Raw genomic sequence first — 25,375 nt, 5'->3', positions numbered from 1 at the left:
GACGGAAGGGCCCCACGTACCGTGCACTGCTTACGAGTTCGCATCGGTGTCCTCGGCCTGGCCCTCGCGGCCTGCCTCTCCGCCCCGGCGACCGCGGCCTGCGCGGCACCGGCCGACGCGGCACCGGCGCCCGGCGTCGAGGAGCAGCGGCTCGACCGGGCCGTCCCGCGGGAGATCCTCGCGGCCTCCGGATTCGACACGGCCGCGCCGCGCCTCGCCCGGCGGTTGGCGGCCGCCCCCTCGCTCGCGCAGGCCCGCCGCGTCGTCGCCCGTGAGGGCGCGGCGCTGTGGCGGCGGGCCGTGGACCGGGCGCAGGGCCGGGGCCCGGCCGGCGGAGGGCTCAGCCGGGACGACGACCGGCCGCTGTACTGGGCACGGCTGGCACTCATCCGCGAAGTGCGCGGCTGGGAGCCGGAGTTCGGGCTCACCGGGACGCAGCGTGCGGCGCTGCTGGCCCGCCTGGAGCGCACCTCGCGCGGCCAGGACGACATCGACTTCCGCCGCTCCGGCGGCGAGGGCCTGAAGCGGGTGCTGGTCACCGGCTTCGACCCGTTCACCCTGGACCAGGACATCCGCATCTCCAACCCGTCCGGGGCGGCCGCGCTGGCCCTCGACGGCACGGTGATCGAGACGGCGGACGGGCCGGCCCGGGTGGAGACGGCCGTGTTCCCGGTGCGCTGGGGGGACTTCGCCGAGGGCACGGTGGAGCGGACACTGCGGCCGCACCTGAAGCACGTGGACCTGTTCGCGACCGTGAGCCAGGGGCGCGTCGGCCGCTTCGACGTCGAGCGGACCAACGGGGCGTGGCGGGGCGGCTACCCGGACAACGAGAACGTGAGCAGGACGGAGACGGTCCCGGTCACCGACCCGGCCTCGCAGCCGCAGTGGACGACGACGACCCTGCCGTACCGGGAGATCGTGGCGGCGGACACCGGCCGCTTCCCGGTCCTCGACAACACGGGCGTCACCGAGATCCCGGCCGGGGGGACCGCGCCCGTCGTCCGGCCGGACGGGCCCACCCCGGGGTCGACGGCGCGGGCCGGGGGCGGCGGGAACTACCTCTCCAACGAGATCGCCTACCGGGCCACCCTGCTGCGGGACCGGCTCGGTCTGCGCGGCACGCTGCCGGGCGGGCACGTCCACACACCGGTCCTCCAGTTCGGCGCCGGGAACACCGATCCGGCGACCGGGACGGTGACCGACCCGGAGTTCGTCCGCAACCGGCTGGACATCATCGCGCAGGTGCGGGCGATCGTGACGGTGGCGGTGGGCGCGGCGGGGCGCGGCACCGGGGGCTGACGCCGGGCCGGGCCGGGCCGGGTTGCGAGCCGAGCCAGGCCAGGCCGGGTTGGGCCGGGCCGAGCCGGCTCGGGCCGAGCGCGGTCCGCTCCGGCCGTGCCCCGCCGTGCGCGGCACCCGTCCCGTCGGTCACGGCCGGGCGGGTGCCTCCTCGCGGTCGTCGTCGGCGGTCTCGCCGTCCCGGGTCTCCTCCCCGAGCAGTTCCCGCACCATGAGGGTCGCGCCGGCGACCGCGCCCGGCATCAGGAACACCGCCACGAAGGGCACCAGGAAGGCCAGTCCGAGCGGTGTGCCGAAGCCCCAGACCAGCGTCTTGCGGGAGCGCAGCAGGGCGAGGCGGGCGCGCAGCTCGACGTTCCTGCGCTGGAGGGCCACGGCGGTGAGCTCCTCGGTGAGGAAGAAGCCGGTGACGAAGAAGCCGATCACGGGGACGACGGTCTGCCCGAGGAACGGGACGAACCCGAGGGCGAACAGCAGCACGGCCCACAGCAGGGCCCGGACCACGATGCGCAGGCTGTCGCGGGCCGAGATCCACAGCTCGCGCCAGAGCGGCAGCCCCGACCGCGGTGCCGTGCCGTCGGGCGAGACGTCCCGGTCGACCGTCTCGGAGAGGCTCTCGTAGAAGGGCTGCCCGATGAGCAGGGTGACCGCGGTGAAGGTCAGGACGGAGAGCAGCAGGCCCAGGGCGAACAGCACGACCGTGAGGAACCCGCGGAACAGGCCGCCCCACGGGCTCGACCAGTCGTCGGCGAACGGCGTCGCCCACGTCACGGCGTCCCCGCCCCACACCCCGAGCGCCACCAGCGCGCCCACGTAGAGGACCAGTGTGATCAGCCCCGGCAGGAGTCCGAACCCGTACTGCCTGCCGTGCCGGCCCACCCACCGCTGGCCCGCCACCAGGTACCTGAAACCCGCCCCGAGATCGCGCATGTCCGCACTCTATCGGGCGTGTGCACATCATCCCCGGTGGCGCCGGAGCGGGCCGGTGCGGCCGTTCGTCCGCCGCCCGCGGCACGACGGACTTGACGACGCGTCACCTGGCCGTCGTTCCGCACGCCCGGACGCCTGCCGGGCGCACGCCCGGGTGTCCGCGGGCTCTTTCCTAGGCCATCCAGGGCTATCGGTGACACCAACCCCCTCTTGTCGCAGTTGAGTCGGACAGGTACATCTCGCCGTACCGGTCTCCGGCAGCACCCGAGCGCAGGAAGTCAGCGGAGGTACACGTGCGCACCACGAGAACCACCCCGGCCCGGCCTGTCCTGATCGCCGCCCTCGCCGTCACGGCCGCGGGGGCCCTTCTGCTCGCCCCGGCCGCCGCCGGCGCCGGCCCGGAACCCGTGAGCCGGGAGGGGGCCGGCGCGGACACGGCCGTCGCCGGGCCGCCCGAGGCGACCGCCCGGCAGGCGCTCACCGCGCCCGTCACCGACCTGTCCGCCGCCGACTCCGTGCGCGGCTACCCCCGGCGGCAGGTGCTCGCCGCCGACCCCGAGAACCCCGCCGACGCGTCCCTGAGGCTCGGTCTCGTCCCGTACCACGCCATCGCCCCGCGGCTGAACGCCCTTCAGGCGCTCGGCGACCGGGTGAGCGTCGAGGTCGCGGGCCGCTCGGCGGGCGGGCACCGGCTCTACCTCGTCACCGTCACCGCGCCGGAGACCGCCGGGCAGACCCGCGACCAGGAGCGGATGCGCGAACTCATCGAGAACGCGCCCGCCGCGGCCGCCGTCGACCCCGCCCTGAAGTCGGCGTACAAGACGCCCGTCTTCTTCAACGGCAACATCCACGGCAACGAGTGGGAGGGCACCGACGCCTCCCTGGACCTCGTCGAGCGGCTCGCCACCGCGGACGACGCGGCGACGCGCGACCTCCTCGCCCACAGCCGCCTCTACTTCAACATCACCGCCAATCCGGACGGCCGGATCGCCGGCACCCGCGCGAACGCGGCCGGCTTCGACCTGAACCGGGACGCCGTCACCGCCTCGCAGCCCGAGACGCGCGCGGTGCGGCAGATCGAGATCGCCAAACAGCCGGCCGTCGTGCTCGACCTGCACGGCTACGTCAACGGCACCCTCATCGAGCCGACCACCCCGCCGCACGGCGAGAACTACGAGTACGACCTCTTCCTGAAGAACACCTACGCCAACGCCCTCGGCATGGAGGCCGCCGTCGACGGCCTCGGGCTCACCCCCGCGAAGGACGGTGTGCGGCCCGCGCAGATCCCGTTCCGGGACCAGGCGGAGGGCTGGGACGACTGGCCGCCGGTCTTCACCCCGCAGTACGCGGCCTTCCACGGCGCGGTCGCCGCGCACACGGTGGAGATCCCGCTCCAGGTGAACAACGCGGCCTACACCGGCCTGCCGGCCGACGAACTGCGCCGCCGGTCCGCGATCAACGTGCGGGTGGCCGGCGCCGCCCTCCGCGCCACCCTCGACTTCGTCCGCGAGCGGGGCCCCTCCCTCGTCGCCGACCAGATCGAGGTGTTCCGGCGCGGGGCCGCCGGTGCCGCGCAGGTGCCGGTGTCGGAACGGACCGTGCCGGGCGTCCCGGGCATCGGCCCCGAGGACGTCTGGACGACCGCGTTCCCGCGCGCCTACGTCCTCCCGGCCGGCCCGACGCCCACCGCCACCGCCCGGCTCGTCGACCACCTCCTCGCCAACGACGTCCGCGTCACCCGCGCCGACCGCTCCTTCCGACTCGACGGACGGACGTACCCGCGGGGCTCGTACGTCGTCGACATGCGCCAGCCCAAGCGGGGGCTGGCGAACGCGCTGCTCGCCGACGGACGGGACATCAGCGGCCGGGTGTCGGTGATGTACGACATCTCGGGCTGGAGCCTGGGGCGGCTGTGGGGCGCGCGGGTGGTGGCCGTCCACGGCGGTTCCCCGGCCGGCGCCCCGCTGCGGGCGGTGACCGGGGCCGCCCCGGCCGGCTCGGTCGCCGCGCACGGCGACCTGCGGCTGCGGCTGGACGACCCGGGGGCGGTCGCGGCCCTCAACTCCCTGCTGCGGGCGGGGATCGCGGTACGGCGGGACACGGACGGCGGCGTGGTCGTCCCGGCGTCGGCGCGGGCGCAGGCGGAAGCCGCCGCCCGTGCGTACGACGTCTCCTTCACCTCGGCCGCCGGCACCGGCACCACTGCCCTGCACCCCGTCCGGATCGCCGCCGCCGTCACGGCCGGTGAGCTGTTCGCGCTGCGCGAGATGGGCTTCGACGTCACGCCGGTCTCCACGGCCCGCCTCGACGCCGGTTTCGACTGGTCGTCGGTGGACGTGCTGTTCGTGTCGGCCGGGCTGGACCGGGCCGCGCTGACCGGGGCGGCCCGCACCGCCCTCGACGCCTTCCTCGCCGGGCACGGCCTGGTCGGCCGGGGTGCCGCCGGGGCCGCGCTCGCCACGGGCGCCGGGCTGCTGGACGCGACGGCCGTGCAGGGCCCCGAGGACGCCAACGGCGTGGTGCGGGTGGTCAACTCGGGTCCGGTGACGGCCGGGGCGCCGGACCACGGCTTCGTCTACGCGCCGGTGTGGTTCACCGGCCTAGGCCCCGGCGTGCGCGTCGAGCAGTCGTACGCCACCGGCGACCCGCTCGTCTCCGGCCACTGGCGGGCCCGCTCCGACGGCTCGGGCGGTCCCGGCGCCGCCGCCGGGCGGCCCGCCGTCGTGAGCGGGCCGCACGCCGTCCTGTTCGGCACGGAACCCCTCTTCCGGGACCATCCCAAGGGCGAGTTCACCCAGGTCGCACAGGCGTTGATCACCATGGCACACACAGGCAGCGGTCTGGCTGAGGAGAGCGGATGACACAGGAGATCCACGGCACCGTCGCGGACGGTTTTGAGGCGGTGCGGGAGGAGTTCGCCGCGTTCGTGGCGGCGGAGCGACCCGATTACGAGGGCCAGTTGTGCGCGTACGTGCACGGCCGCCGGGTCGTCGACCTGTGGGCCGGGGACGGCACGGACGCCGACTCCCTCTTCGGCGTGTACTCGTCCACCAAGGGTGCCGCGTACCTGGTGGTCGCGCTCCTCGTGCAGGAGGGCACGCTGGAGCTGGACCGCAAGGTCACCTACTACTGGCCGGAGTTCTCGGCCGAGGGCAAGGGCGCGCTGACCCTGCGGGAGCTGCTCGCGCACCGGGCCGGACTGGTCGGCGCGGACACCGGGTTCACCGCGCGGGAGCTGGCCGACGACCGGCAGATCGCCGAACGCCTCGCCGACCAGCGGCCGTTCTGGCGCCCGGGCGCCGCCTTCGGCTACCACGCGCTGGTCATCGGAGCACTCGCCGGCGAGGTCGTACGGCGTGCGACGGGACGTACGCTCCAGGAGGTGTACGAGGAGCGGGTGCGGGCCCCGTACGGGCTGGACCTCTTCCTGGGGCTGCCGGACGCGCACGAGCCGCGCTTCCGGGCCGCGCAGCCGATGGCGCCGACCGCCGAGCAGCGGGCCCTGCTCGACGCGCTGCCCGACGGGCCGCACACCCTGGCCGCCGTCGCCTTCAACCGGCACGGCGAGGAGCCGACCGACCTGGCGCTCCTGCCGAACGACCCGCTGATCCGCGCCAAGGGACCGGCGTCGGTGGGCGGGGTGGCGTCGGCGCGCGGGCTCGCCGGGCTGTACGCGGCGGCGATCAGCGAGGCGGGCGGGAAGGCGCCGCTGCTGAAGGAGGACACGGCGGCGGAGTTCGGGCAGTGCCACTCCGTCGGCCACGACCTGGTGGTCCGCGCCCACAAGTCGTACGGGCTGGGCTTCCAGGCGACCGCGGACACCTGGTATCCGTTCCTCGGCGCGGGGGCGTTCGGGCACAGCGGGGCCGGCGGCTGCCAGGCGTTCGCGGACCCGCGCAGCGGCCTCGCCTACGGGTACGCGCGGCGCCGGTTCGCCTTCCCGGGCGGGGCCGCGCCGGAGAACGACCGGCTGGTGGCGGCGGCGCACCGGGCGGCGCTGGCGGGCTGAGCCGGTCGGGTGACCGGCGGAGGCCGCACCCCGCGTCCGGGGGTGCGGCCTCCGTCGTGCGCGACGGCGCGGCGAGCGCCGTCAGACGAGCGTGACGGTGATGTTCCCGCGGGTCGCCTTCGAGTACGGGCAGACCTGGTGGGCCTTCTCCAGCAGGGCGCGGGCCGTGCCGGGGTCGGTGTTCGGGAGGTGGGCCGAGATCTCGACGATGAGCCCGAAGCCGTCGTCGTTCCTGCCGATGCCCACCTTCGCGGTGACGGTCGAGCCGGTGACGTCGGCCCCCTCCTGGCGGGCGACGACGCCGAGGGCGCCCTGGAAGCAGGCGCTGTAGCCGGCGGCGAACAGCTGCTCCGGGTTGGTGCCGGCGCCGCTGCCGCCCATCTCCTTCGGCGGGTTCACGACCACGTCGAGCCGGCCGTCATCGGTGGCGACCCGGCCGTCGCGGCCGTTCTCGGCGGTGGCGACGGCGGTGTACAGGACGTCGGACTGCTGTATCGGCATGGGGCTGTCTCCTCCTCGGTCCGCCGCGACGCGCGCCCACGATCGCGGCGGGATGCGGAAAAAACTTACCGCATCCCGGAAGCGAGGAGGAAGGTCTCGCGGCCGCTACAGCTTGACGATCATCTTCCCGGTGTTGTCGCCGCGCAGGACGCCGAAGAACGCCTCCAGGTTGTTCTCGATGCCCTCGACGACCGTCTCGCGGTACTTGAGCTCGCCGGAGCGGACCCAGGCGCCGACCTCCCGGACGAACTGCGGCTGGAGGTCGTAGTGGTCGCCGACCAGGAAGCCCTCGATGCGGCCGCGGGTCTGGATGAGGCGGACGAGGTTCTTCGGGCCGGGGGCGGGCTCGGTGTTGTTGTAGACGGAGATCATGCCGCAGACCGCGATGCGGCCGCCCCGGTTGAGGGAGCCGATGGCGGCCTCCAGGTGGTCGCCGCCGACGTTGTCGAAGTAGACGTCGACGCCGTCGGGCGCGGCCTCGCGCAGTTGCTCGGCGACCGGGCCGCTCCGGTAGTTGAACGCGGCGTCGAAGCCGTACTCCTCGATCAGCAGCTTGACCTTGTCGTCGGATCCGGCGGAGCCGATGACCCGCGAGGCGCCCTTCAGCCGGGCGATCTGCCCCACCTGGCTGCCGACGGCGCCCGCCGCGCCGGACACGAACACCGCGTCGCCCTCCTTGAAGGAGGCGGTGCGCAGCAGGCCCGCGTACGCGGTGAGGCCGGTCATGCCGAGGACGCCCAGGTACGTGGAGAGGGGCGCGGCCTCGGGGTCGACCCGGACGGCCTGCCCGCCGTCGACGGTGGCGTACTCGCGCCAGCCGCCGAAGTGCAGGACGTGGTCGCCCGGGGCGATGCCCTCGGCCTCGGAGGCGACGACCTCGCCGACCGCGCCGCCCTGCATGGCCTTGCCCAGCTCGTAGGGGGCGACGTAGGACTTGGCGGCGCTCATCCGGCCGCGCATGTAGGGGTCGACGGAGAGGTACTCGTTGCGGACGAGGACCTGGCCGGGTCCGGGCCGCCGTACCTCCGCCTCGGCCAGCTCGAAGTCCTCGGGCTTCGGCCAGCCGACGGGTCGGCTGATCAGGCGCCATTCGCGGCCGGCGGCGGGGAGGGCGGAGTCGGTCATGGGGGATGCCTCTCTGATGTTTCACTAACTGAAACAACCATGCGGCTGAATATTTCAGCATGTCAAGTAAGCCGGGTACCCTGTCCACCATGGCACCCTCACCCCCGGCCCGCCGCCCCGACGCCCTGACCCTGGAGGTCGTCGAACTGATCGGCGAGGTGGTGGCCCGCTTCCACGAGGACTACGAGGAAGCCGCCGCCGCCTACGCGCTCACCGGCGCCCAGGCCCGCCTGCTCAGCCTGCTCTCCCTGGAGCCGCTGCCCATGCGCAAGCTGGCGAACCGGCTCAGGTGCGAGCCGTCCAACGTGACCGGCATCGTCGACCGCCTGGAGGCCCGCGGCCTGGCCGAACGCCGCCCCGACCCGGCCGACCGCCGCGTCAAGCTGGCGGCCGCCACCGCGGAGGGCCGCCGGGTGGCCAAGGCCCTCCGCGAAGGCCTGCGCTTCGCCCGCGAACCCCTGGCGGCTTTGACGGAGGAGGAACGGGGGGTGCTGCGGGGACTGCTGCGGCGGATGGTGACACCGCCGGACGCCGACGGCCGACACGCCTCGGACACCGACGGCCGACACGCCTCGGACACCGGCGGCTGACACTCGTCGGCCGGCGTACATCATCGGCGGCGACTACGACGTCCTCAGCCACAACCAGGCCGGCCGGCTGCGGCGCCGGCGGCACGCCATTCCGGCGACCCGCAGCCTCGGGCTTTCACGAGCCGGCCTCTCCGGGACTTGATTCGAGCGCGTGGAGAGCGGCTCTGACCTGCATCGGTGAGGGCTTGTCTGGATCCTGTCCGCTGCCAGGGATCCTGGACCCATGCCCCGACGCCGAAGCTGCCGACGGCAGCGCTTGGCCGGCCTTGTCCGGAAAGGTGCAGCGGATCCTGCGGCGGCACAGGTAGGCGCGGGGTCTTACGGGGAGGCGGACGCCAATCACTCTCCCCTTCTTGTGGTCGTGGGGGTGTCCATGCCTTCACTGGCAGTCGGCGATCCGCCCGTGGTGCGCGGATTCGGACGCAGACCGTCGAGCAGGATGCGGATCAGGGCGCCGGGGAAGTCCGGGCCGTTATCGATGCCGGCGAGCGCGACGAGGCCGTCGAGGATCTGTCCGAGAGAGACGTCGTCGCGCACTTCTCCGCTGCGTTGCGCGGCGCGGAAAAGGGGTTCGCCGGCCGCGATTGTGCGGGAGCGGCTGGCGCGGAGGATGGGGGTGCCATGGGCGGATTCGGAGAGGAGGACGGAGGCGAGAGGTCCTTTGCGGGCGCCGAGGGCGTGGAAGCGCATGAGCCAGGCGAAGAAGGCCTCGCCAGGCGTGTCGCCACTGACGGATTCGGCGGCTTGGCACATGTCGTCGACGGTGTGGCGGAAGAGTTCCTCAACCAGTTCGAGTCTGCCGGGGAAGTTGCGGTAGAGCGTGGCCATGCCGACGCCGGCGCGTCGGGCGATCTCGGCCATCGACGGTGCGGCGCCGGGTTCGGCGAAGGCCTCGCGGGCAACCGCGATGATCTTCGACCGGTTGCGCTCGGCGTCGGCACGTCGGGCAGGGGCGGGCTCAGCGCTCACGGCGGATGCTTCCTTCCTTCGGCTCCAGAACCTCAGCGTACCGGACACCCTTCTCACTTCTCCTTGTAAACGGACAGCCTGTCCGCTACGTTAAGTGGACAGGCAATCTGCTTATGGCGGATCTGCTGTCAGGACACCAGGAGAGGAACAACCATGACTGCGACTGTGAGCGCCCCGCCCGTCGCCGACACCGCCCGCCGTGACATCCCCGCGTACGTGCGGGCCGGGGAGCGGATGATGTGGATCGCAGGCCGGCAGGTCGCCGCATTCTCCGGACGAACGCTGCCGAACACCGACCCGGCCACCGAAGAGGCGCTGGCCAGTGTGCCGCGCGGCGAGGCAGCCGACGTCGACGCCGCGGTCCACGCCGCGCGGGCGGCGTTCACCGATCCCTCCTGGGCGGAAATGAGCCCCGACCGGCGCGGCCGGATCCTGAACCAGATCGCCGACGTCATCGAGGAACACGCCGACGAACTGGCCACCATCGACTCGGTCAACATGGGCGCACCCCACATGCTGACCGCACACATGCTGGCCGAGGCGAGTGAGGTCTTCCGCTACTACGCGGGCTGGCCCACCAAGCTGTCCGGCGTGAGTGTTCCCGCAGGCAAGGACCGCATGGCCTACACCCGCAAGGAGCCCCTCGGTGTCGTCGGCATCATCTGGGGCTGGAACGGTCCGATGGGCCAACTGCCCGGCAAGCTCGCCCCGGCCCTGGCGGCCGGTAACACCGTCGTGCTCAAGCCGGCCGAGACCGCCTCGCTGAGCACGCTGCGCCTGGCCGAGCTGCTGACCGGCACCGACCTGCCGGCCGGTGTCGTGAACGTCGTCACCGGCCTGGGCGCCGAGGCGGGCCACGCGCTGGTCGCGCACCCCGGTGTCGCGAAGATCGCCTTCACCGGGTCGACCGCGACCGGCAAGCTGGTCCAGCGCCAGGCCACCGACACGCTCAAGCGCATAACGCTCGAACTGGGCGGCAAGTCGCCGTCGGTCGTCTTCGCCGACGCCGACCTTGACGTCGCGGTCCGCGGCGTGGCGGCCGGCTTCCTGGGTAACGCGGGACAGGTCTGCGTCGCCGGATCACGGGTGTTCGTCGAGGAGAGCATCCGCGAGGAGTTCGTCGAGAAGTTGCTGAAGACGATGGAGGCATTCACCCCGGGCGACCCGCTGACCCAGGGCACGCTGGTGGGACCGCTCTCCACCAAGGCGCAGTTCGACCGCGTCCGCTCCTACCTCGACACCGCCCGCGAGGAGGGCGCGAACGTGGTGACCGGCGGCGGGCGCTTCGGTGACCACGGATACTTCTTCGCCCCCACCCTCCTCGACGACGTCCGCCCCGACATGCGCGTCGTCCGCGAGGAGATCTTCGGCCCCGTCGGCGTGATCACCACCTTCACCGGCATCGACGACGCCATCGCCCAGGCCAACGACACCGACTACGGACTGGCCGCCTCCGTCTGGACCACCAACCTCACCACCGCACACCGCATGGCCGCGGCCATCGAGGCCGGCACCGTCTGGATCAACACCTGGGCCGAGATGAGCACCGGCAACCTCCCCTTCGGGGGCTACAAGCAGTCCGGCCTGGGCCGCGAAGGCGGCCTGGAGGGACTGGACACCTACACCCAAGTCAAGACCGTCCGCATCGCGCTGTGACCACGCCACCTCCCGGACCTCGCGCCGGCAGTCGCGATGGGCGGGGACTGCCTGGCCGACGTCGGCATGCTGCGAGCCGAGCCGGCCGTGTTCGGGCCGGTCGCCTCCGACCCGACGGTCTCCCGCCTGGTCGACGTCCTCGCCGCCTCCGGCGACACCGCCCTTCGGACGATCCGCGTCGCACGGGCCGAAGTCCGTGAGAAGGTCTGGCGCTTGGCCGGCCGACAGGCGCCGGACCCTTTCCGCCGAGCCTCGCCGCCGCCATCTCGCCCATGCGCTCCGCGTCACCCTGCACGCCCGGTCGACCCGGCGAGCGATATTGAATTCCCGGCGACATGACGGCGGTGAGGAATGGTGACGGGAATGCGCGCCACGGGAACGGCCGCCGTGGTTTCGCCGTTGGCCACGGCACTGCCCACGGGAACGATGCCGTGGCAGGCCGAACTGGCACTGGCCCTGTCCGGGCCCCTGCTGTACGGCCTGCACCACTACTGGACGTACCGGCTGAGCCGACGCGCCCTGGACTGCGTGGCCGGCGACGACGTGGTGGACGTGGTGGCCTACGGGACCGGTCAGCCGCCTCCCACCCGTGGGGCGTCGCGGCGCCGGACGCGGTGACGGAAGAAGGCGGTCACTCGCCGACGGCGAACTCGTACTGCACTTCGTACAGATGCCCCGCCTTCACCATCACGGTCACCTCGACCGGCTCCTCACGATCGCTGTGCACGACCCGCAGGGTGCGCAGGACCGGCATGCCGCTCGTCAGGCGGAGGACCTGGTACTGCTCCTGGGTCGGGACCCGCGCGGAAACGCGGTCCACACTGCGGCGAGGAGGGTGACCGAGTTCCGTGAGCAGCGCGGGCGTCCCGCCCTTGATCCGCCGACGATTCGTGAGCGGCGTACCTCTGGCGATGTCCAACGGATAGTAGGAGTAGACGAGTTCGGCGGGCTCCTCGTCGATCAACAGGAGCTGGCTGCGGAGGAGGGCGGTGCCGTCCGACGGGAGGCCGAAGGCGGCTCGGGCATCGGCCGGTGGGCGGGTCTCCCGCACGTCGAGCAGCTCGCTGCGGGCGCGCGTGCCGTGCTTGGCCGCTTCGGTGAGCCAGCGGAAGGGCTCTCCAGGTGCGCTCGGTGCCGCGAGCGCGGCAGGGCGGACCGTGCGCTGGCGGTGTTCGCGGACCGTGACGGCCGCGCCGGCCCTTCCGACCACCAGACCTTCGTCCTTAAGGAGCTGAAGGGCCTTCTGGACAGTGGCGTTCGACGCGTCGAAGCGCTCCTTGAGCTGCACCGTGGAGGGCAGGCTCTCTCCCGGCGCAAGCTCCCCGCTCATGATGTCGTCGCGCAGATCGGCCGCGATCCTCTCGTGCAGCGAGCGGCGGTCGGCGGCTTCCGGTACTGCCTTGGGCACGGTCATCCGATCCTGATCTCGTAACGCAGCCTCTGCCGTGGGGCGGGCATCACCATACGGTCGACCTGGATCGGCCGGTCGTCGCGGTCCCGGGTCAGCCGAGTGATCCGCAGGACCGGCTCGTCGGCGGCTGTCCGCAGGGCTTCCCGCTCCTCCTCGTCCGGCATTCCGGCGGTCACGTCCTCCGTGACGAGGACGCCGACGTGTCCCAGTTCGGCGAGGAGCGTGACGGCTCCACCCGGGATCCTGGCGGTCCCGGCGAGCCGGGTGCCCCGGGCGATGGCGGTCGGGTAGTAGGTGTCGGTGCGTTCGTTCGGCTGGTCATCGAGGAGGAGCAGGCGCCGCCTCACGACCACCGGCTCCCCTTCCGCGATCCCGAGCAGCCCCGCAACGTCCGCCGGAGCCGGCACCTCGCCCGCGTGGACGATCCGCTGAGTACCGCGCCGCCCCTGAGCCTCCGCCTCCTCGGCCCAGGCGTCACCCCGCCCCTGTCTGCGTGGCGTCAGATACGGCAACGAGGTGCTGACCCACCCACTCGCGCTCACGGCGTCCTCCTGTACGGCCGGACCGTTCGTTCGACCTTGCGCCGTACACGTTAGGCGACTTCGGGCGCACGGTCCCCAAGCTGTCCACCTCGAGCGTCACCTGGCTGCTTTTCGCGAATAGCAGTAGTGTCGCGGCACTTGCTCCAGCACTGCGGAGGTGGCCGACCGTGCCCTTGCCACAGCAACGTCGTTTTCCGCGCTCGCACGCTTCGGTGCGCGACGCCCGCGCCTTCGTCCACCAGGTCCTGGTGGAGTGGGACCGCACCGACCGGCTGGACGACATAAAGCTGTGCGCGTCGGAACTCGCCACGAACGCGCTGCTGCACGGCGTTCCGCCGGGCCGGGAGTACTGCGTGACCCTCGAACTCGACGGCACGGTGATGCGCCTGGGGGTCCGGGACACCGGCGGCCCGTTCGCCGCCCTTCAGGCCCCGGACACCCTCGCGTGCTCAGGACGGGGATTGCACCTGACCAGGCAGCTGGCCGACGACATGGGCGTCACGGAGCACGTCATCGGCAAGACGGTGTGGGCGGTCTTCGAGACCGACCGCCGTCCCGGGAGGCCCTGACGGCGACACCCGTTGCGCTCAGCTGCACCACCACAGGAACCGGTCGCACGTTTCCGAAGGTGAAGGTTCCGGTTCCGGGGCCGGCTCTGATGTCGTGGGGTCGGACGTCGGGGTGGACGGGGTGTCCGCCGCGGTGTCGGAGCCGGAGGTGGCCGGGGAGGTGACCGGGACGGTCGCCGACTGGGGGTCCTGGTCCGGGCCGGTCGTGGACGACTCCGACGCACCCGGCGAGGCGGACGCCGACGCGGCCCCCGAGGCGGACGCGGAGGCCGAGGCCGAGGGGTCCGGCGAGGCCGAGGCGCCGTCGCCGCCGGTGTCCGACCTGGCGTCCAGGGGCTCGGCCGTGGTGCCCGCCGTGGGCTCGTCGGCGTCGACCTCCGTCGACTCGCCCCCGGCCGCCGCCGGGTTCGAGCCGGGGAGAACGGCGCCGTCGATACCGAGTTCGGCCAGGCTCAGTCCGCCGGCCGCCAGGACGAAGCCCGCGGTGATCAGGAGGGTGCGGCGGCGGCGCCGGCGGTGGACGGCGGCCTTGCGATCGCGACGGCTCGCATCGCCTTCGGCGGAGCCATCGGTGGGGTCGTCGGCGGAGTCGGAGTCGTAGGCGGTTTCGGCGGCGGGTGCCGGCCCGTGGGACCGGCCGCCGTGGGACCGGCCCCGGCCTCGGGCCTGACCCCGGCCGCGGCCCCGGCCGCGTTCCTGCTCGCGGCGGCGGGCGGCCCGGCCCCCGGCCCCGGGGGCCACCGCCCCGGAGTCGGGGGAGTCGGGGGCGCCCGCTCCGGTATCGGGGGTCGCCGCGGCCTCGGGGGTGACCGTCTCGGCCCCCCGCGTGTCCGCGCCGGTGCCAAGGGCCTGCGCGCCCACCCCGGAGCCGTACGCTCCGTCCGACCCCGCCCCGGCGTCGTGAGCGGCGTACGGCTCCGCCCCGGCGTCGTGAGCGGCGTACGGCTCCGCCCCGGCGTCGTGAGCGGCGTACGGCTCCGGCGCGTAGGCCCGGGCCGGGTACGCCTCCGGCGCGTACGTCCCGCGCGCGGGCGCATCCTGATACGGGGCGGGGGTGCCGCAGCCCGGGCAGGCGAGGGCGCCGTTGAGGTGCCGTCGGCACGGGTGGCAGTAGTCCATGACGCGGGAAGACTAAGTTCCTGCCGGGTGACGTTCCTAGGGGTGCCTGTGAAGGTTGTGTGGGAAACCGAAGGGCCTCCCGGCGGGGGCCTGAGAGGGGTCCCGTACCCGTTCCGGGCATCGAAACCGAAAAGCCGCTGTCGAAACTGTCGAAACCGTTATGTGTCCGACCCATTGACACCCCCCTCGCCCCCTCCTTACTGTCACGCCAGCATTTCGAACGTGTGACGAAATCTCGAACAGCTGAAGGGCAACTTCCGTGCGCATCACCGGAATCAGCACTCACGTGGTCGGTACGCCCTGGCGCAACCTGACCTACGTCCAGGTGCACACCGACGAGGGCATCACGGGTGTCGGCGAGACCCGCATGCTGGGCCACACCGACGCGTTGATCGGGTATCTGAGGGAGGCCGAGGCCAACCACATTCTCGGCTCCGACCCGTTCGCTGTCGAGGACCTCACCCGCCGCATGAAGTACGGCGACTACGGGCGGGCCGGCGAGATCGTGATGTCCGGCATCGCGGTCGTCGAGATGGCCTGCTGGGACATCAAGGGCAAGGCCCTCGGGGTGCCGGTCTGGCAGCTGCTGGGCGGCAAGGTCACGGACAAGGTCAAGGCCTACGCCAACGGCTGGTACACCACCGAGCGGACGCCCGAGGCCTACCACAAGGCCGCCCAGGGGGTCATGGAGCGCGGGTACAAAGCGCTCAAGATCGACCCGTTCGGGACCGGCCACTACGAGCTGGACCACGAGCAGAGCCTGTACGCCGTCTCCCTCATCGAGGCCGTGCGCGACGCCATCGGGCCGGACGCCGAGCTGATGCTGGAGATGCACGGCCGGTTCTCGCCCGCCACCGCCGTCCGCCTCGCCAAGGAGCTGGCGCCGTTCAAGCCCGCGTGGCTGGAGGAGCCGGTCCCGCCGGAGAACCTCAAGGCGCTGGAGAAGGTCGCGGCCAAGGTCGACATGCCGGTCGCCACCGGCGAGCGCATCCACGACCGGATCGAGTTCCGGGAGCTCTTCGAGAGCCAGGCCGTCGACATCATCCAGCCGGACGTCGGCCACATCGGCGGCATCTGGGAGACGCGCAAGCTCGCCGCGACCGCCGAGACCCACTACATGCTGGTCGCCCCGCACAACGTGGGCGGCTCGGTGCTGACCGCCGCCTCGCTCCAGGTCGGCTTCACCTCGCCGAACTTCAAGATCCTGGAGCACTTCAACGACTTCGCGGACGCGGACATCAAGAAGGTCGTCAAGGGGGCTCCGGAGGTGGTGGACGGCTACTTCCACCTGTCCGACGCGCCCGGTCTCGGCGTCGAGCTGGACGTGGACGCGGCCGCCGAGTTCCCGCAGCAGCAGGCCCGGTTCGACCTGTGGGCCGAGGGCTGGGAGCAGCGCAAGCCGAAGGGCACCGAGAAGTGAGCAACGCCGTCGTCGTCGAGGCGCCCGGCGAGCACCGGCTCACCGAGCACACGCCTCGCGAGCCCGGTCCCGGCGAGGCGCTGGTGCGGGTGCACGCGGTGGGCATCTGCGGCAGCGACCGCGAGGTCTACCAGGGCAACCGGCCCGAGGGGTACGTCCGCTACCCGCTCGTCCCCGGCCACGAGTGGTCGGGGACGGTCCGGTCCGTGGGCGCCGGGGTGCCGGAGTCCCTGGTGGGCCGCAAGGTCGTCGGTGAGGGCTTCCGCAACTGCCAGGTGTGCGACCGCTGCCACGCCGGCGAGACGACGCTGTGCACGGACGGGTACGAGGAGACCGGGTTCACCCAGCCGGGCGCGATGGCCGCCACGCTGACCCTGCCGGCCCGGCTGCTGCACGTCCTGCCCGACGACGCCGACCTGACGGCGGCGGCCCTGCTGGAGCCGGCCGCCTGCATCGCGGCCGCCGCGATCAAGGCGCACGCGCTGCCGGGCGAGCGGGTCGCGGTCGTCGGCACCGGGACGCTGGGCATGTTCGCCGTGCAGTTCCTCAGGGCGGGATCGCCGAGCGAGCTGCTGGTCGTGGGCACGCGGCGGGACCGGGAGGGTCTGGCCCGGCAGTTCGGCGCCACCTCCTTCCGCACCCGGGGCGAGGAACTGCCCGACGACTTCGACGTCGTGATCGAGACCGCCGGGTCCGCGTCCGCCGCACGCACCTCCGCCGCGCTGCTGCGGCGCGGCGGGCGGCTGGTGCTGACCGGCATCCCGGCGGCCGGCGCCGACGGGCTGGACCCGACCGACCTGGTGGTCCGGCAGCTGGAGGTGCACTCCGTCTTCGGGGCGCCGCCGGACGCCTGGTCGCACACGGTGCGGGTGTTCGCCTCCGGGCTGCTCGACCCGCTGCCGCTGGTCACGCACGAGCTGCCGCTCGGCGCGTTCTCCGAGGCGATCGAGCTGGTGGGATCCGGCGATCCGAAGGTGGGCAAGGTGCTGCTCCGCCCCTAGACGTACGCCGGTGCGGCGGGCCTCCGACACCCGCCGCACCGGTGTACACCCAAGCCCGTACGACTTGAGCCGCGAACCTTGTCCGAAATAACGAACACGAAGGACAGCTTGTGACGACCGACGCTTCCGCTACGGCCGCCCGCCGCCCCGGCGAGCAGGCGCTCGCCGCCCTGGGGCTGGACGCGCCCGCCCTCGACCCCGCCGACACCTCCGCCCACAGCTTCCCCGGCGGCGGCCGCTGGCGCACCGAGATCCCCTCGTGCGAGGGTCCCGAAGCGCTGGCGGTCGTGCTGAAGGAGGCCTCGCGGCTCGACGTGCCGATCCACCGGATCAGCCAGGGCAGCGGCGTGTGGATGCTCACCGACGCCGAGATCACCGAGATGGTGGAGGCGACCGGCGAACGCGACATCGAACTGTGCCTGTTCACCGGGCCGCGCGGCACCTGGGACATCGGCGGGTCGACCCGTACCGACTCCCGCGGCGCGGGCCTGAGGGCGCGCGGGCACGACGCCGTGGCCGGCTGCGTGGAGGACGCCGTCCGGGCGACGGAGCTGGGCGTCAAGTGCCTGCTCGTGGCCGACGAGGGCGTGCTGTGGACGCTGCACCGGGCGCGGGAGGCCGGCATCATCCCGGCCGACACCACGCTCAAGGTGAGCGCGCTCATCGGCCCGGTGAACCCGGCCGCGTACGCGGTCTACGAGCGGCTCGGCGCCGACTCCGTCAACGTGCCCAGCGACCTGACGCTCGATCACCTCACCGAGATCCGGCGGGTGTCGGGCGCCCCCATGGACATGTACATCGAGGCCCCCGACGACCTCGGCGGGTACGTCCGGATGTACGAGGTGGCCGAACTGATCCGCCGCGGTGCCCCTTTGTACCTGAAGTTCGGCCTCTCCAAGGCACCTGGGATCTACCCTTACGGGCACCATCTGCGGGACCTGACGCTGTCCACCGCGAAGGAGCGGGTGCGGCGCGGCAGGCTGGCCCTGGACCTGTTGGCACGTCACGGCGCCGACGGCGACATGGCCCCGCTGGGCTCCCGACTCCCGGGCGCGCTGCGGCGTTTCGAAACTTCCGCATAACGTTCCGGGAAAGTCCCCTTCACAGAACACGACGCAGTCGAACACAATCCCACACGCGCGTTTTCTCGGTCCCTTCCGCGCGGTCCCTCCCGCGCGGTCTCCCCCGTCGCAGGGGAGCGCTCCCGCCCGAGGACCGAGGCTCTCTCTCACCACATCAAGGATGATGATCATGCGTACTCGTAGAGCAGCCCTCGCCGCCGTGGCCGGAGCCGCCTCCCTGGCCCTCACCCTGACCGCCTGCGGTCAGAGCGGCGAAGGCGGGAGCAAGGAGGAGAAGGGCGACAGCAAGGGCGGGACGATCGGCATCGCGATGCCGACCAAGTCCTCGGAGCGCTGGATCTCCGACGGCAAGAACGTCGTCGCGGACCTGGAGGCCAAGGGCTACAAGACCAAGCTGGTCTACGGCGAGGACGACCCCGACCAGCAGGTCTCGCAGATCGAGAACCTGATCACCCAGGGCGTCGAGGCGCTGATCATCGCGGCCATCGACAACAAGTCGCTGAACAACGTGCTCCAGCAGGCCAAGGACGCGGACATCCCGGTCATCTCCTACGACCGCCTGATCCTCGGCTCGGAGAACGTCGACTACTACGCCTCCTTCGACAACACCAAGGTCGGCGAGCTCCAGGCGAACTACATCGTCGACAAGCTGGGCCTGGCGAGCGGCAAGGGCCCGTTCAACATCGAGCTGTTCGCCGGCTCCAACGACGACAACAACACCAAGTACTTCTTCAACGGCGCGATGAGCGTCCTGAAGCCGTACATCGACAGCAAGAAGCTGGTCGTCCAGTCCGGCCAGACCGCGCTCAACCAGGTCACCACCCTGCGCTGGGACGGCGCCACCGCCCAGCGGCGCATGGACGACATCCTCACCAAGTCCTACAAGACCGAGAAGGTCGACGCGGTCCTCTCGCCGTACGACGGCATCTCCATCGGCATCCTGTCCGCGCTGAAGTCCGACGGCTACGGCTCCGGGAGCAAGGCGCTGCCGGTCATCACCGGTCAGGACGCCGAGCTGGCCTCGGTGAAGTCGATCATCGCGGGCGGGCAGACCCAGACCGTCTACAAGGACCTGCGCGAGCTGGCCAAGGTCGCCTCGAACATGGTCGACGCGGTCCTCAACGACAAGGAGCCCGAGGTCAACGACACCAAGACCTACGACAACGGCTCCAAGGTCGTCCCCGCCTACCTGCTCCAGCCGGTGAGCGTCGACAAGACCAACTACTCGCAGATCCTGGTCGACGGCGGCTACTACACGGCGGACCAGCTCAAGTAAGCGTCGAACCTTACGGATTGGAAGGCACGACCATGGCGGGACCCGTCCTGGAAATGCGCTCGATCGTCAAGACCTTTCCCGGTGTGAAGGCGCTGTCGGACGTCACGCTGACCGTCCGGCAGGGCGAGGTCCACGCCATCTGCGGTGAGAACGGCGCCGGGAAGTCCACCTTGATGAAGGTGCTCTCCGGCGTCCATCCGCACGGCAGCTACGAGGGGGAGATCCTCTTCGAGGGGGAGGTCTGCCGCTTCAAGGACATCCGGGCGAGCGAGCAGCACGGCATCGTGATCATCCACCAGGAGCTGGCGCTGGTGCCGTACCTCTCCCTCGCGGAGAACATCTTCCTCGGCAACGAGCACGCCACGCGCGGGCTGATCAACTGGAACGAGACGCTGCGGCACGCCTCCGAGCTGCTGCGCCGGGTCGGTCTCAGCGATCACCCGGAGACCCGCGTCGCCGACATCGGCGTGGGCAAGCAGCAGCTCGTGGAGATCGCGAAGGCGCTGTCGAAGAAGGTGAAGCTGCTCATCCTGGATGAGCCGACCGCGGCCCTGAACGACGAGGACAGCGACAAACTCCTCGATCTCATCCTGGAGTTGAAGACGCAGGGCATCACCTCGATCATCATCTCCCACAAGCTCAACGAGATCCGCAAGGTCGCCGACTCGGTGACGATCATCCGCGACGGCCAGTCCATCGAGACGCTGGACGTGAAGGCGCCGGAGACGACCGAGGACCGGATCATCAGCGGCATGGTGGGCCGCGACCTCGACCACCGCTTCCCCGAGCGCACCCCGCACCGGCCGGAGGCGGGCGCGGCGCCCGCCCTGGAGATCCGCAACTGGACCGTGCACCACCCGATCGACCAGCAGCGCAAGGTGGTCGACGACGTGTCGATCCAGGTGCGGCGCGGGGAGATCGTCGGCATCGCGGGGCTGATGGGCGCCGGCCGCACCGAGCTCGCGATGAGCGTGTTCGGGCGCAGCTACGGCCGGCACGCGGGCGGCACGGTCCTCAAGGACGGCCGGGAGATCCGTACGAAGACCGTCGCGGAGGCGGTCGGGCACGGCATCGCCTACGTCACCGAGGACCGCAAGCACTACGGCCTCAACCTCATCGACACCATCAACCGGAACATCTCGCTCACCGCCCTGAAGAAGGTCGCCCGGCGCGGGATCGTCGACGAGCACGAGGAGCGGCAGGTCTCCGAGGGCTACCGCACGTCCATGAACATCAAGGCCCCGACCGTCTTCGAGCCGGTCGGCAAGCTCTCCGGCGGCAACCAGCAGAAGGTCGTCCTCAGCAAGTGGATCTTCGCGGGTCCGGACGTGCTGATCCTGGACGAGCCCACGCGCGGCATCGACGTGGGCGCCAAGTACGAGATCTACACGGTCATCGACCAGTTGGCGGCCCAGGGCAAGGCGGTCGTCTTCATCTCCTCCGAGCTGCCCGAACTGCTCGGCATGTGCGACCGCATCTACACCATGGCCGCCGGACGCCTCACGGGCGAGGTCCCGCGGGCCGAGGCCACGCAGGAAGTGCTGATGCGTCAGATGACGAAGGACAAAGAGGTAACGCGATGAGCACCGAAGTGACCGACAAGAGCCCGGCCGCCGCGCCGCCGGGCAAGGGCCCGGGGGCGGCGGGCGACGGCCTGCTCCAGCTGATGCTGGACGGCCTGCGCCGCAACATGCGCCAGTACGGCATGCTGATCGCCCTCGGTCTGATCGTCGTCCTCTTCGCGGTGTGGACCGACGGCGACCTGCTGCTGCCGCGCAACGTCTCCAACCTGGTCCTCCAGAACAGCTACATCCTGATCCTCGCGATCGGCATGATGCTGGTGATCATCGCGGGCCACATCGACCTGTCGGTGGGGTCGCTGACGGCGTTCGTGGGTGCCTTCGCGGCCGTACTGACCGTGCAGCACGACGTGTCGTGGCCGGTCGCGGTGGTGCTCTGCCTGGTGGTGGGCGGTGTCGCGGGCTCGATCCAGGGCTATCTGATCGCCTATCTCGGCATACCGTCGTTCATCGTCACCCTCGCCGGCATGCTGACCTTCCGCGGTGTGACGGAGATCCTGCTGGAGGGCCAGACCCTCGGCCCCTTCCCGGACGGCCTCCAGAAGATCGGCAACGGCTTCCTGCCCGAGGTCGGCCCGACCACCAACTACCACAACATCACGCTGCTGCTGGGCATCGTGCTGATCGTCTTCGTGGTGCTCCAGGAGGTCCGGGACCGCAAGCGCCAGCAGGAGTTCGCGCTGGAGGTCGTGCCCCGCAACATCTTCCTGCTCAAGATCGTCTCCATCGTCGCCGCGATCCTCGTGGTCACCCTGCTGCTCGCCAGCTACAAGGGCGCCCCGATCATCCTGCTGGTGCTGGGCGTGCTGGTGGTCGGCTACGGCTACGTCATGCGCAACGCGGTGTTCGGGCGGCACATCTACGCGATCGGCGGCAACCTGCCGGCGGCGAAGCTGTCCGGCGTGAAGGACAAGAAGGTCACCTTCTACGTCTTCCTGAACATGGGCGTGCTCGCGGCCCTGGCGGGTCTGGTGGTCGCCGCCCGTCTGAACGCGGCCGGTCCGAAGGCGGGACTGAACTTCGAACTCGAGGCGATCGCCTCGGCGTTCATCGGCGGCGCGTCGATGAGCGGCGGTGTGGGCACCGTCCTCGGTGCGATCATCGGCGGTCTGGTCCTCGGCGTGCTGAACAACGGCATGAACCTCCTCGGCGTCGGCAGCGACTGGCAGCAGGTCATCAAGGGCCTGGCCCTGTTGGCCGCGGTCGGGTTCGACGTCTGGAACAAGCGCAAGTCCGGTTCGTAGGTCGACGAGCGGGGCCCCGCCGGAAGCGTCCGGCGGGGCCCCGCCCTTTCAAGGGAGCCGCACTCCATGGAACTGAACCGACGCACAGTCATCGCGGGCGCCGCGGCCGCCGGGATCGCCGCGACCACGCTCGGCGGTACGGCACACGCCTCGGGAGGCAGCACGCCCGTGAAGAAGCTCTTCGGTACCCTCGCGGACGGCACGAAGGTCCACCTCTGGTCGCTGGCCAACGGCGGCACCCGCCTGAAGGTCCTCTCCTACGGCGGCATCGTCCAGTCCCTGGAGATCCCCGACCGCCACGGCCGCTACAGGAACGTTTCCCTCGGCTTCGACACGATCGAGGAGTACGTCGCCAAGAGCCCGTACTTCGGCGCGCTCATCGGCCGCTACGGCAACCGCATCGGCAAGGGCCGGTTCACCCTCGACGGCACCGCCCACCAGATCAGCGTCAACGACGGCGAGAACACCCTGCACGGCGGCGCCCAGGGCTTCGACAAGCGGGTGTGGGACGTCGAGCCGTTCACGAAGGGCTCCGACGTCGGCCTGTACCTGCGCTACACGAGCGCCGACGGGGAGATGGGCTATCCCGGCACCCTCGAGGTGAAGGTCACCTACACCCTCACCCGGCAGGGCGACTGGCGCATCGACTACGAGGCCACCACCGACAAGGCCACCGTCGTCAACCTCACCAGCCACGTCTACTGGAACCTCGCCGGCGAGGCGAGCGGCTCGGTCTACGACCACGAGCTGGAGATCGCCGCCTCCCGCTACACCCCCGTCGACTCGGGCCTGATCCCCACCGGTGAACTGGCGAAGGTGGCCGGCACCCCCTTCGACTTCCGCCGGGCCAAGACCGTCGGCGAGGACATCCGCGTCGCCCACCCGCAGCTGCTGTACGGCCAGGGCCTCGACCACAACTGGGTGCTCGACAAGGGCGTCACGGCGAAGCCGGTGCCCGTCGCGACCCTGCGCGACCCCTCCTCGGGCCGCACCCTGCGCATCGCGACCACCGAGCCGGGGCTCCAGTTCTACTCCGGCAACTTCCTCGACGGCACGCTCGTCGGCTCGGGCGGCACCGTCTACCGCCAGGGCGACGGCCTGTGCCTGGAGACGCAGCACTTCCCGGACTCGCCGAACAAGCCGTCGTTCCCGTCGACCGTGCTGCGGCCGGGGCAGACGTACCGGACGACGACCGTCCACTCGTTCGGCCACTGACCCTCCGGCCACCCGCGGACCTTCACAGGAACCGCACAACTTCTCACGCGATCCTCAGCGATTGAACAGCGTCACCCCAGTCTCCGTATGTAAGGGCGGCCCGTGCTCCCCCGCACGGGCCACCCACATGACGACGGACCCGGTCGTCCCCACCGGGCCCGCCCCGTACGGAGGTTCCATGGCCGACAACGTCTCCTCGTTGTTCCGCAACACCGCGGCGCACAGCCCGTCCATGGCAGCGCTGACGCGCGAGGGCGGCGAAGGGGTCGGCCCGGTGGACTTCTGCATACCGTGCAACCCCTACTTCCCCACCCCGGCGATGTTCGACGTGATGGCGGCCAAGCTCCGCGACATCATCACGTACTACCCGAGCAGCGCCGACACCATCACCGCCGAGCTGTGCAACCTGCTCCAGCTCCCGCCGCAGGCGGTCGCGATGGGCAACGGCTCGACCGAGCTGATCACCTGGATCGACCACCTGCTGGTCCGCGAGTCCCTCGCCGTCCCCGTCCCCACCTTCGGCCGCTGGACCGACCAGCCGATGGAGACCGGCAAGCGGGTCGACATGTTCCCGCTCCAGGAATCCAGCGGCTTCGCCCTGGACCTCGCCCAGTACGCCGAGTTCATCCGGGCGCGCGGCACCCGTGCCGCCGTCATCTGCAACCCCAACAACCCCGACGGCGGGTTCCTGCACAAGCACGCGATCGTGCAGTTCATGGACGCGATGGCCGACCTGGACCTGGTCGTCATCGACGAGTCCTTCCTGGAGTTCGCCGACGCGGAGGCCGAACCGAGCGTCGTCCAGGAGGCGATGCTGCGCCCCAACGTCATCGTGCTGCGCAGCCTCGGCAAGAACTTCGGCCTGCACGGCATCCGCTTCGGTTACATGGTCGCCAATCCCTCGCTCGCCGGCCGGGTCCGCTCCATGCTGCCGAAATGGAACCTCAACGCCTTCGCCGAGTACGTGGTGTTCATCCTCAAGGAGCACGGCGCCGAGTACGCCCAGAGCCTCCACCAGGTGTACCGCGACCGCCTGGAGATGGCCAGCCAGCTCTCCGCGCTGCCGGGCCTGACCGTCTACCCCTCCCAGGGGAACTTCCTCTTCGTGCGCCTTCCGGTGGGCGCCGAGGGCACCGTGGTCCGCGACCGGCTGCTCACCGAGCACCGCATCCTGGTCCGCGAGTGCGGCAACAAGATCGGTTCCTCCAGCCGCTTCCTGCGGCTCGTGGTGCGCCCCCAGGTGGACGTGCGTCGCCTGGTGTCCGGCCTGGAACAGGTGCTCTACGGGACCAGGAGGGGAGCCGCCGTGCCCGAGCTGGGCACCGGGAGCAGCTACAGCTCGGGCACGGCGGCCGTGGACCGGCTGATCGGCGCCACCAACGGCGCCGGCATGCAGGGCCTCGCCGCTCAGGCCGTCGGCGCCGGTCTGCCGGGGCCGGCTCCGGCCGCCGTCGCCGGCCTCCAGATGCCGGCGGCGGCGCAGACCGGCGGGGCGGGGATGCCGCTGCCGGCGGCGGCCCAAGTGTTCCCGCCGTCCGTCCCGGCGGCGCCCCCGGCCCCGGCCCCCGTCCCCGCGGCGGCGGCCGTGATGTCCCCGGTGCCGCCCGCCGCTCCCGCCGCCCCGGCGCCCGGCCCCACCCCGCCGGGTGTCCCGGCCCGCGGCGGTCTGACCGCGGCCCAGGTCCGCGGCACGGACGGCCTCTCCCCCGCCGCGGCGTCGGGCTGGCCGAACAACGCGCAGAGCTGGCCGACGGCGGCCGGGATGGGGCAGGTCGGCTGAGCCGCCGGGCTGAACCGGACACGCCTGTGCGCCGTGGGGCGGACCGTGCACCGGCGG

22 protein-coding genes and 1 pseudogene are annotated in these 25,375 nt (G+C 71.7%); 16 read left to right on the top strand and 7 right to left on the bottom strand.

Annotated features, from left to right (window positions below; translation table 11 throughout):
• The first annotated feature begins 21 nt into the window (after nucleotides 1-21).
• Nucleotides 22-1,299, top strand: coding sequence for a pyroglutamyl-peptidase I (locus tag ACZ3KJ_RS03135; protein ID WP_467524125.1), 1,278 nt, complete (start codon nucleotides 22-24; stop codon nucleotides 1,297-1,299).
• A gap of 129 nt (nucleotides 1,300-1,428) precedes the next feature.
• Here the strand turns inward: ACZ3KJ_RS03135 and ACZ3KJ_RS03130 are convergent, their stop codons facing one another.
• Nucleotides 1,429-2,229: an EI24 domain-containing protein gene (locus ACZ3KJ_RS03130; RefSeq protein ID WP_467524124.1), complete on the bottom strand. Its 801-nt coding sequence runs from the start codon at nucleotides 2,227-2,229 to the stop codon at nucleotides 1,429-1,431.
• 293 nt (nucleotides 2,230-2,522) lie between these two features.
• Between ACZ3KJ_RS03130 and ACZ3KJ_RS03125 the strand changes: the two genes are divergently transcribed.
• Entirely contained in the window at nucleotides 2,523-5,090 is a 2,568-nt protein-coding gene (locus ACZ3KJ_RS03125; protein ID WP_467524123.1) for a M14 family zinc carboxypeptidase, read from the top strand.
• On the top strand, nucleotides 5,087-6,238 hold the full coding sequence (locus tag ACZ3KJ_RS03120) for a serine hydrolase domain-containing protein (RefSeq protein ID WP_467524121.1): 1,152 nt from the start codon (nucleotides 5,087-5,089) through the stop codon (nucleotides 6,236-6,238). Before ACZ3KJ_RS03125 ends, ACZ3KJ_RS03120 begins: the two co-directional genes overlap by 4 nt.
• An 81-nt stretch (nucleotides 6,239-6,319) precedes the next feature.
• On the opposite strand, the gene ACZ3KJ_RS03115 is transcribed toward ACZ3KJ_RS03120, so the two are convergent.
• The gene (locus ACZ3KJ_RS03115) at nucleotides 6,320-6,739 is read right to left on the bottom strand and encodes an organic hydroperoxide resistance protein (RefSeq protein WP_467524120.1); all 420 of its coding nucleotides are present in this window, start codon (nucleotides 6,737-6,739) and stop codon (nucleotides 6,320-6,322) included.
• Nucleotides 6,740-6,844: 105 nt separating this feature from the next.
• A complete protein-coding gene (locus ACZ3KJ_RS03110; protein ID WP_467524119.1) occupies nucleotides 6,845-7,864 on the bottom strand; it encodes an NADP-dependent oxidoreductase in 1,020 nt (339 codons plus the stop codon).
• 89 nt (nucleotides 7,865-7,953) lie between these two features.
• On the opposite strand from ACZ3KJ_RS03110, the gene ACZ3KJ_RS03105 reads away from it, so the two are divergent.
• Nucleotides 7,954-8,454 (top strand): MarR family winged helix-turn-helix transcriptional regulator, encoded by a 501-nt coding sequence (locus ACZ3KJ_RS03105; protein ID WP_467524118.1) that lies wholly within the window; start codon nucleotides 7,954-7,956, stop codon nucleotides 8,452-8,454.
• Nucleotides 8,455-8,793: 339 nt separating this feature from the next.
• Here ACZ3KJ_RS03105 and ACZ3KJ_RS03100 read toward each other — a convergent pair whose 3' ends face one another.
• Nucleotides 8,794-9,423, bottom strand: a complete 630-nt coding sequence (locus ACZ3KJ_RS03100; protein ID WP_467524117.1) for a TetR/AcrR family transcriptional regulator — start codon at nucleotides 9,421-9,423, stop codon at nucleotides 8,794-8,796.
• Between the two features lie 153 nt (nucleotides 9,424-9,576).
• On the opposite strand from ACZ3KJ_RS03100, the gene ACZ3KJ_RS03095 reads away from it, so the two are divergent.
• The 3 genes and pseudogenes from ACZ3KJ_RS03095 (at nucleotide 9,577) to ACZ3KJ_RS03085 (ending at nucleotide 11,697) form a co-directional block, all read left to right on the top strand.
• A complete protein-coding gene (locus tag ACZ3KJ_RS03095; RefSeq protein WP_467524115.1) occupies nucleotides 9,577-11,079 on the top strand; it encodes an aldehyde dehydrogenase family protein in 1,503 nt (500 codons plus the stop codon).
• A 9-nt stretch (nucleotides 11,080-11,088) separates the two neighbouring features.
• Nucleotides 11,089-11,316, top strand: a pseudogene (locus ACZ3KJ_RS03090) (IS1380 family transposase); the annotation flags it as partial.
• 126 nt (nucleotides 11,317-11,442) lie between these two features.
• Nucleotides 11,443-11,697, top strand: a complete 255-nt coding sequence (locus ACZ3KJ_RS03085) for a hypothetical protein (protein ID WP_467524114.1) — start codon at nucleotides 11,443-11,445, stop codon at nucleotides 11,695-11,697.
• Between the two features lie 13 nt (nucleotides 11,698-11,710).
• Here the strand turns inward: ACZ3KJ_RS03085 and ACZ3KJ_RS03080 are convergent, their stop codons facing one another.
• On the bottom strand, nucleotides 11,711-12,493 hold the full coding sequence (locus ACZ3KJ_RS03080; protein ID WP_467524113.1) for a GntR family transcriptional regulator: 783 nt from the start codon (nucleotides 12,491-12,493) through the stop codon (nucleotides 11,711-11,713).
• Complete coding sequence (locus tag ACZ3KJ_RS03075) at nucleotides 12,490-13,032, bottom strand: GntR family transcriptional regulator (protein WP_467524112.1); 543 nt, start codon at nucleotides 13,030-13,032, stop codon at nucleotides 12,490-12,492. Before ACZ3KJ_RS03075 ends, ACZ3KJ_RS03080 begins: the two co-directional genes overlap by 4 nt.
• Before the next feature lie 167 nt (nucleotides 13,033-13,199).
• Here ACZ3KJ_RS03075 and ACZ3KJ_RS03070 point away from each other — a divergent pair, with 167 nt between their 5' ends.
• Entirely contained in the window at nucleotides 13,200-13,601 is a 402-nt protein-coding gene (locus ACZ3KJ_RS03070) for an ATP-binding protein (RefSeq protein ID WP_467524111.1), read from the top strand.
• 18 nt (nucleotides 13,602-13,619) lie between these two features.
• Here the strand turns inward: ACZ3KJ_RS03070 and ACZ3KJ_RS03065 are convergent, their stop codons facing one another.
• The gene (locus tag ACZ3KJ_RS03065; RefSeq protein ID WP_467524110.1) at nucleotides 13,620-14,720 is read right to left on the bottom strand and encodes an SCO2400 family protein; all 1,101 of its coding nucleotides are present in this window, start codon (nucleotides 14,718-14,720) and stop codon (nucleotides 13,620-13,622) included.
• A 259-nt stretch (nucleotides 14,721-14,979) separates the two neighbouring features.
• Here ACZ3KJ_RS03065 and ACZ3KJ_RS03060 point away from each other — a divergent pair, with 259 nt between their 5' ends.
• The 8 genes from ACZ3KJ_RS03060 (at nucleotide 14,980) to ACZ3KJ_RS03025 (ending at nucleotide 25,318) form a co-directional block, all read left to right on the top strand.
• Nucleotides 14,980-16,140: a mandelate racemase/muconate lactonizing enzyme family protein gene (locus ACZ3KJ_RS03060; RefSeq protein ID WP_467524109.1), complete on the top strand. Its 1,161-nt coding sequence runs from the start codon at nucleotides 14,980-14,982 to the stop codon at nucleotides 16,138-16,140.
• A complete protein-coding gene (locus ACZ3KJ_RS03055; RefSeq protein WP_467524108.1) occupies nucleotides 16,137-17,141 on the top strand; it encodes a zinc-dependent alcohol dehydrogenase in 1,005 nt (334 codons plus the stop codon). The genes ACZ3KJ_RS03060 and ACZ3KJ_RS03055 overlap by 4 nt, the downstream gene beginning before the upstream one ends.
• A gap of 110 nt (nucleotides 17,142-17,251) precedes the next feature.
• Nucleotides 17,252-18,223 (top strand): glycosyltransferase family protein, encoded by a 972-nt coding sequence (locus ACZ3KJ_RS03050; protein WP_389511993.1) that lies wholly within the window; start codon nucleotides 17,252-17,254, stop codon nucleotides 18,221-18,223.
• 169 nt (nucleotides 18,224-18,392) lie between these two features.
• Complete coding sequence (chvE, locus tag ACZ3KJ_RS03045) at nucleotides 18,393-19,499, top strand: multiple monosaccharide ABC transporter substrate-binding protein (protein WP_467524107.1); 1,107 nt, start codon at nucleotides 18,393-18,395, stop codon at nucleotides 19,497-19,499.
• Between the two features lie 32 nt (nucleotides 19,500-19,531).
• Entirely contained in the window at nucleotides 19,532-21,082 is a 1,551-nt protein-coding gene (mmsA, locus tag ACZ3KJ_RS03040) for a multiple monosaccharide ABC transporter ATP-binding protein (protein WP_467524105.1), read from the top strand.
• Nucleotides 21,079-22,323 carry a multiple monosaccharide ABC transporter permease gene (gene mmsB / locus ACZ3KJ_RS03035; protein WP_467524104.1) on the top strand — a complete coding sequence of 415 codons (1,245 nt, stop codon included), beginning with the start codon at nucleotides 21,079-21,081 and terminating at the stop codon, nucleotides 22,321-22,323. The genes mmsA and mmsB overlap by 4 nt, the downstream gene beginning before the upstream one ends.
• 66 nt (nucleotides 22,324-22,389) lie before the next feature.
• A complete protein-coding gene (locus ACZ3KJ_RS03030; RefSeq protein WP_467524102.1) occupies nucleotides 22,390-23,538 on the top strand; it encodes an aldose epimerase family protein in 1,149 nt (382 codons plus the stop codon).
• A 178-nt stretch (nucleotides 23,539-23,716) separates the two neighbouring features.
• The gene (locus ACZ3KJ_RS03025; protein ID WP_467524100.1) at nucleotides 23,717-25,318 is read left to right on the top strand and encodes a pyridoxal phosphate-dependent aminotransferase; all 1,602 of its coding nucleotides are present in this window, start codon (nucleotides 23,717-23,719) and stop codon (nucleotides 25,316-25,318) included.
• The last annotated feature ends 57 nt before the right edge of the window (nucleotides 25,319-25,375 follow it).

The organism is Streptomyces sp. NPDC003248 (assembly GCF_055563235.1).
Note: the sequence above shows the minus strand (reverse complement) of the source record. Positions and strands in the feature narration are given on the sequence as shown.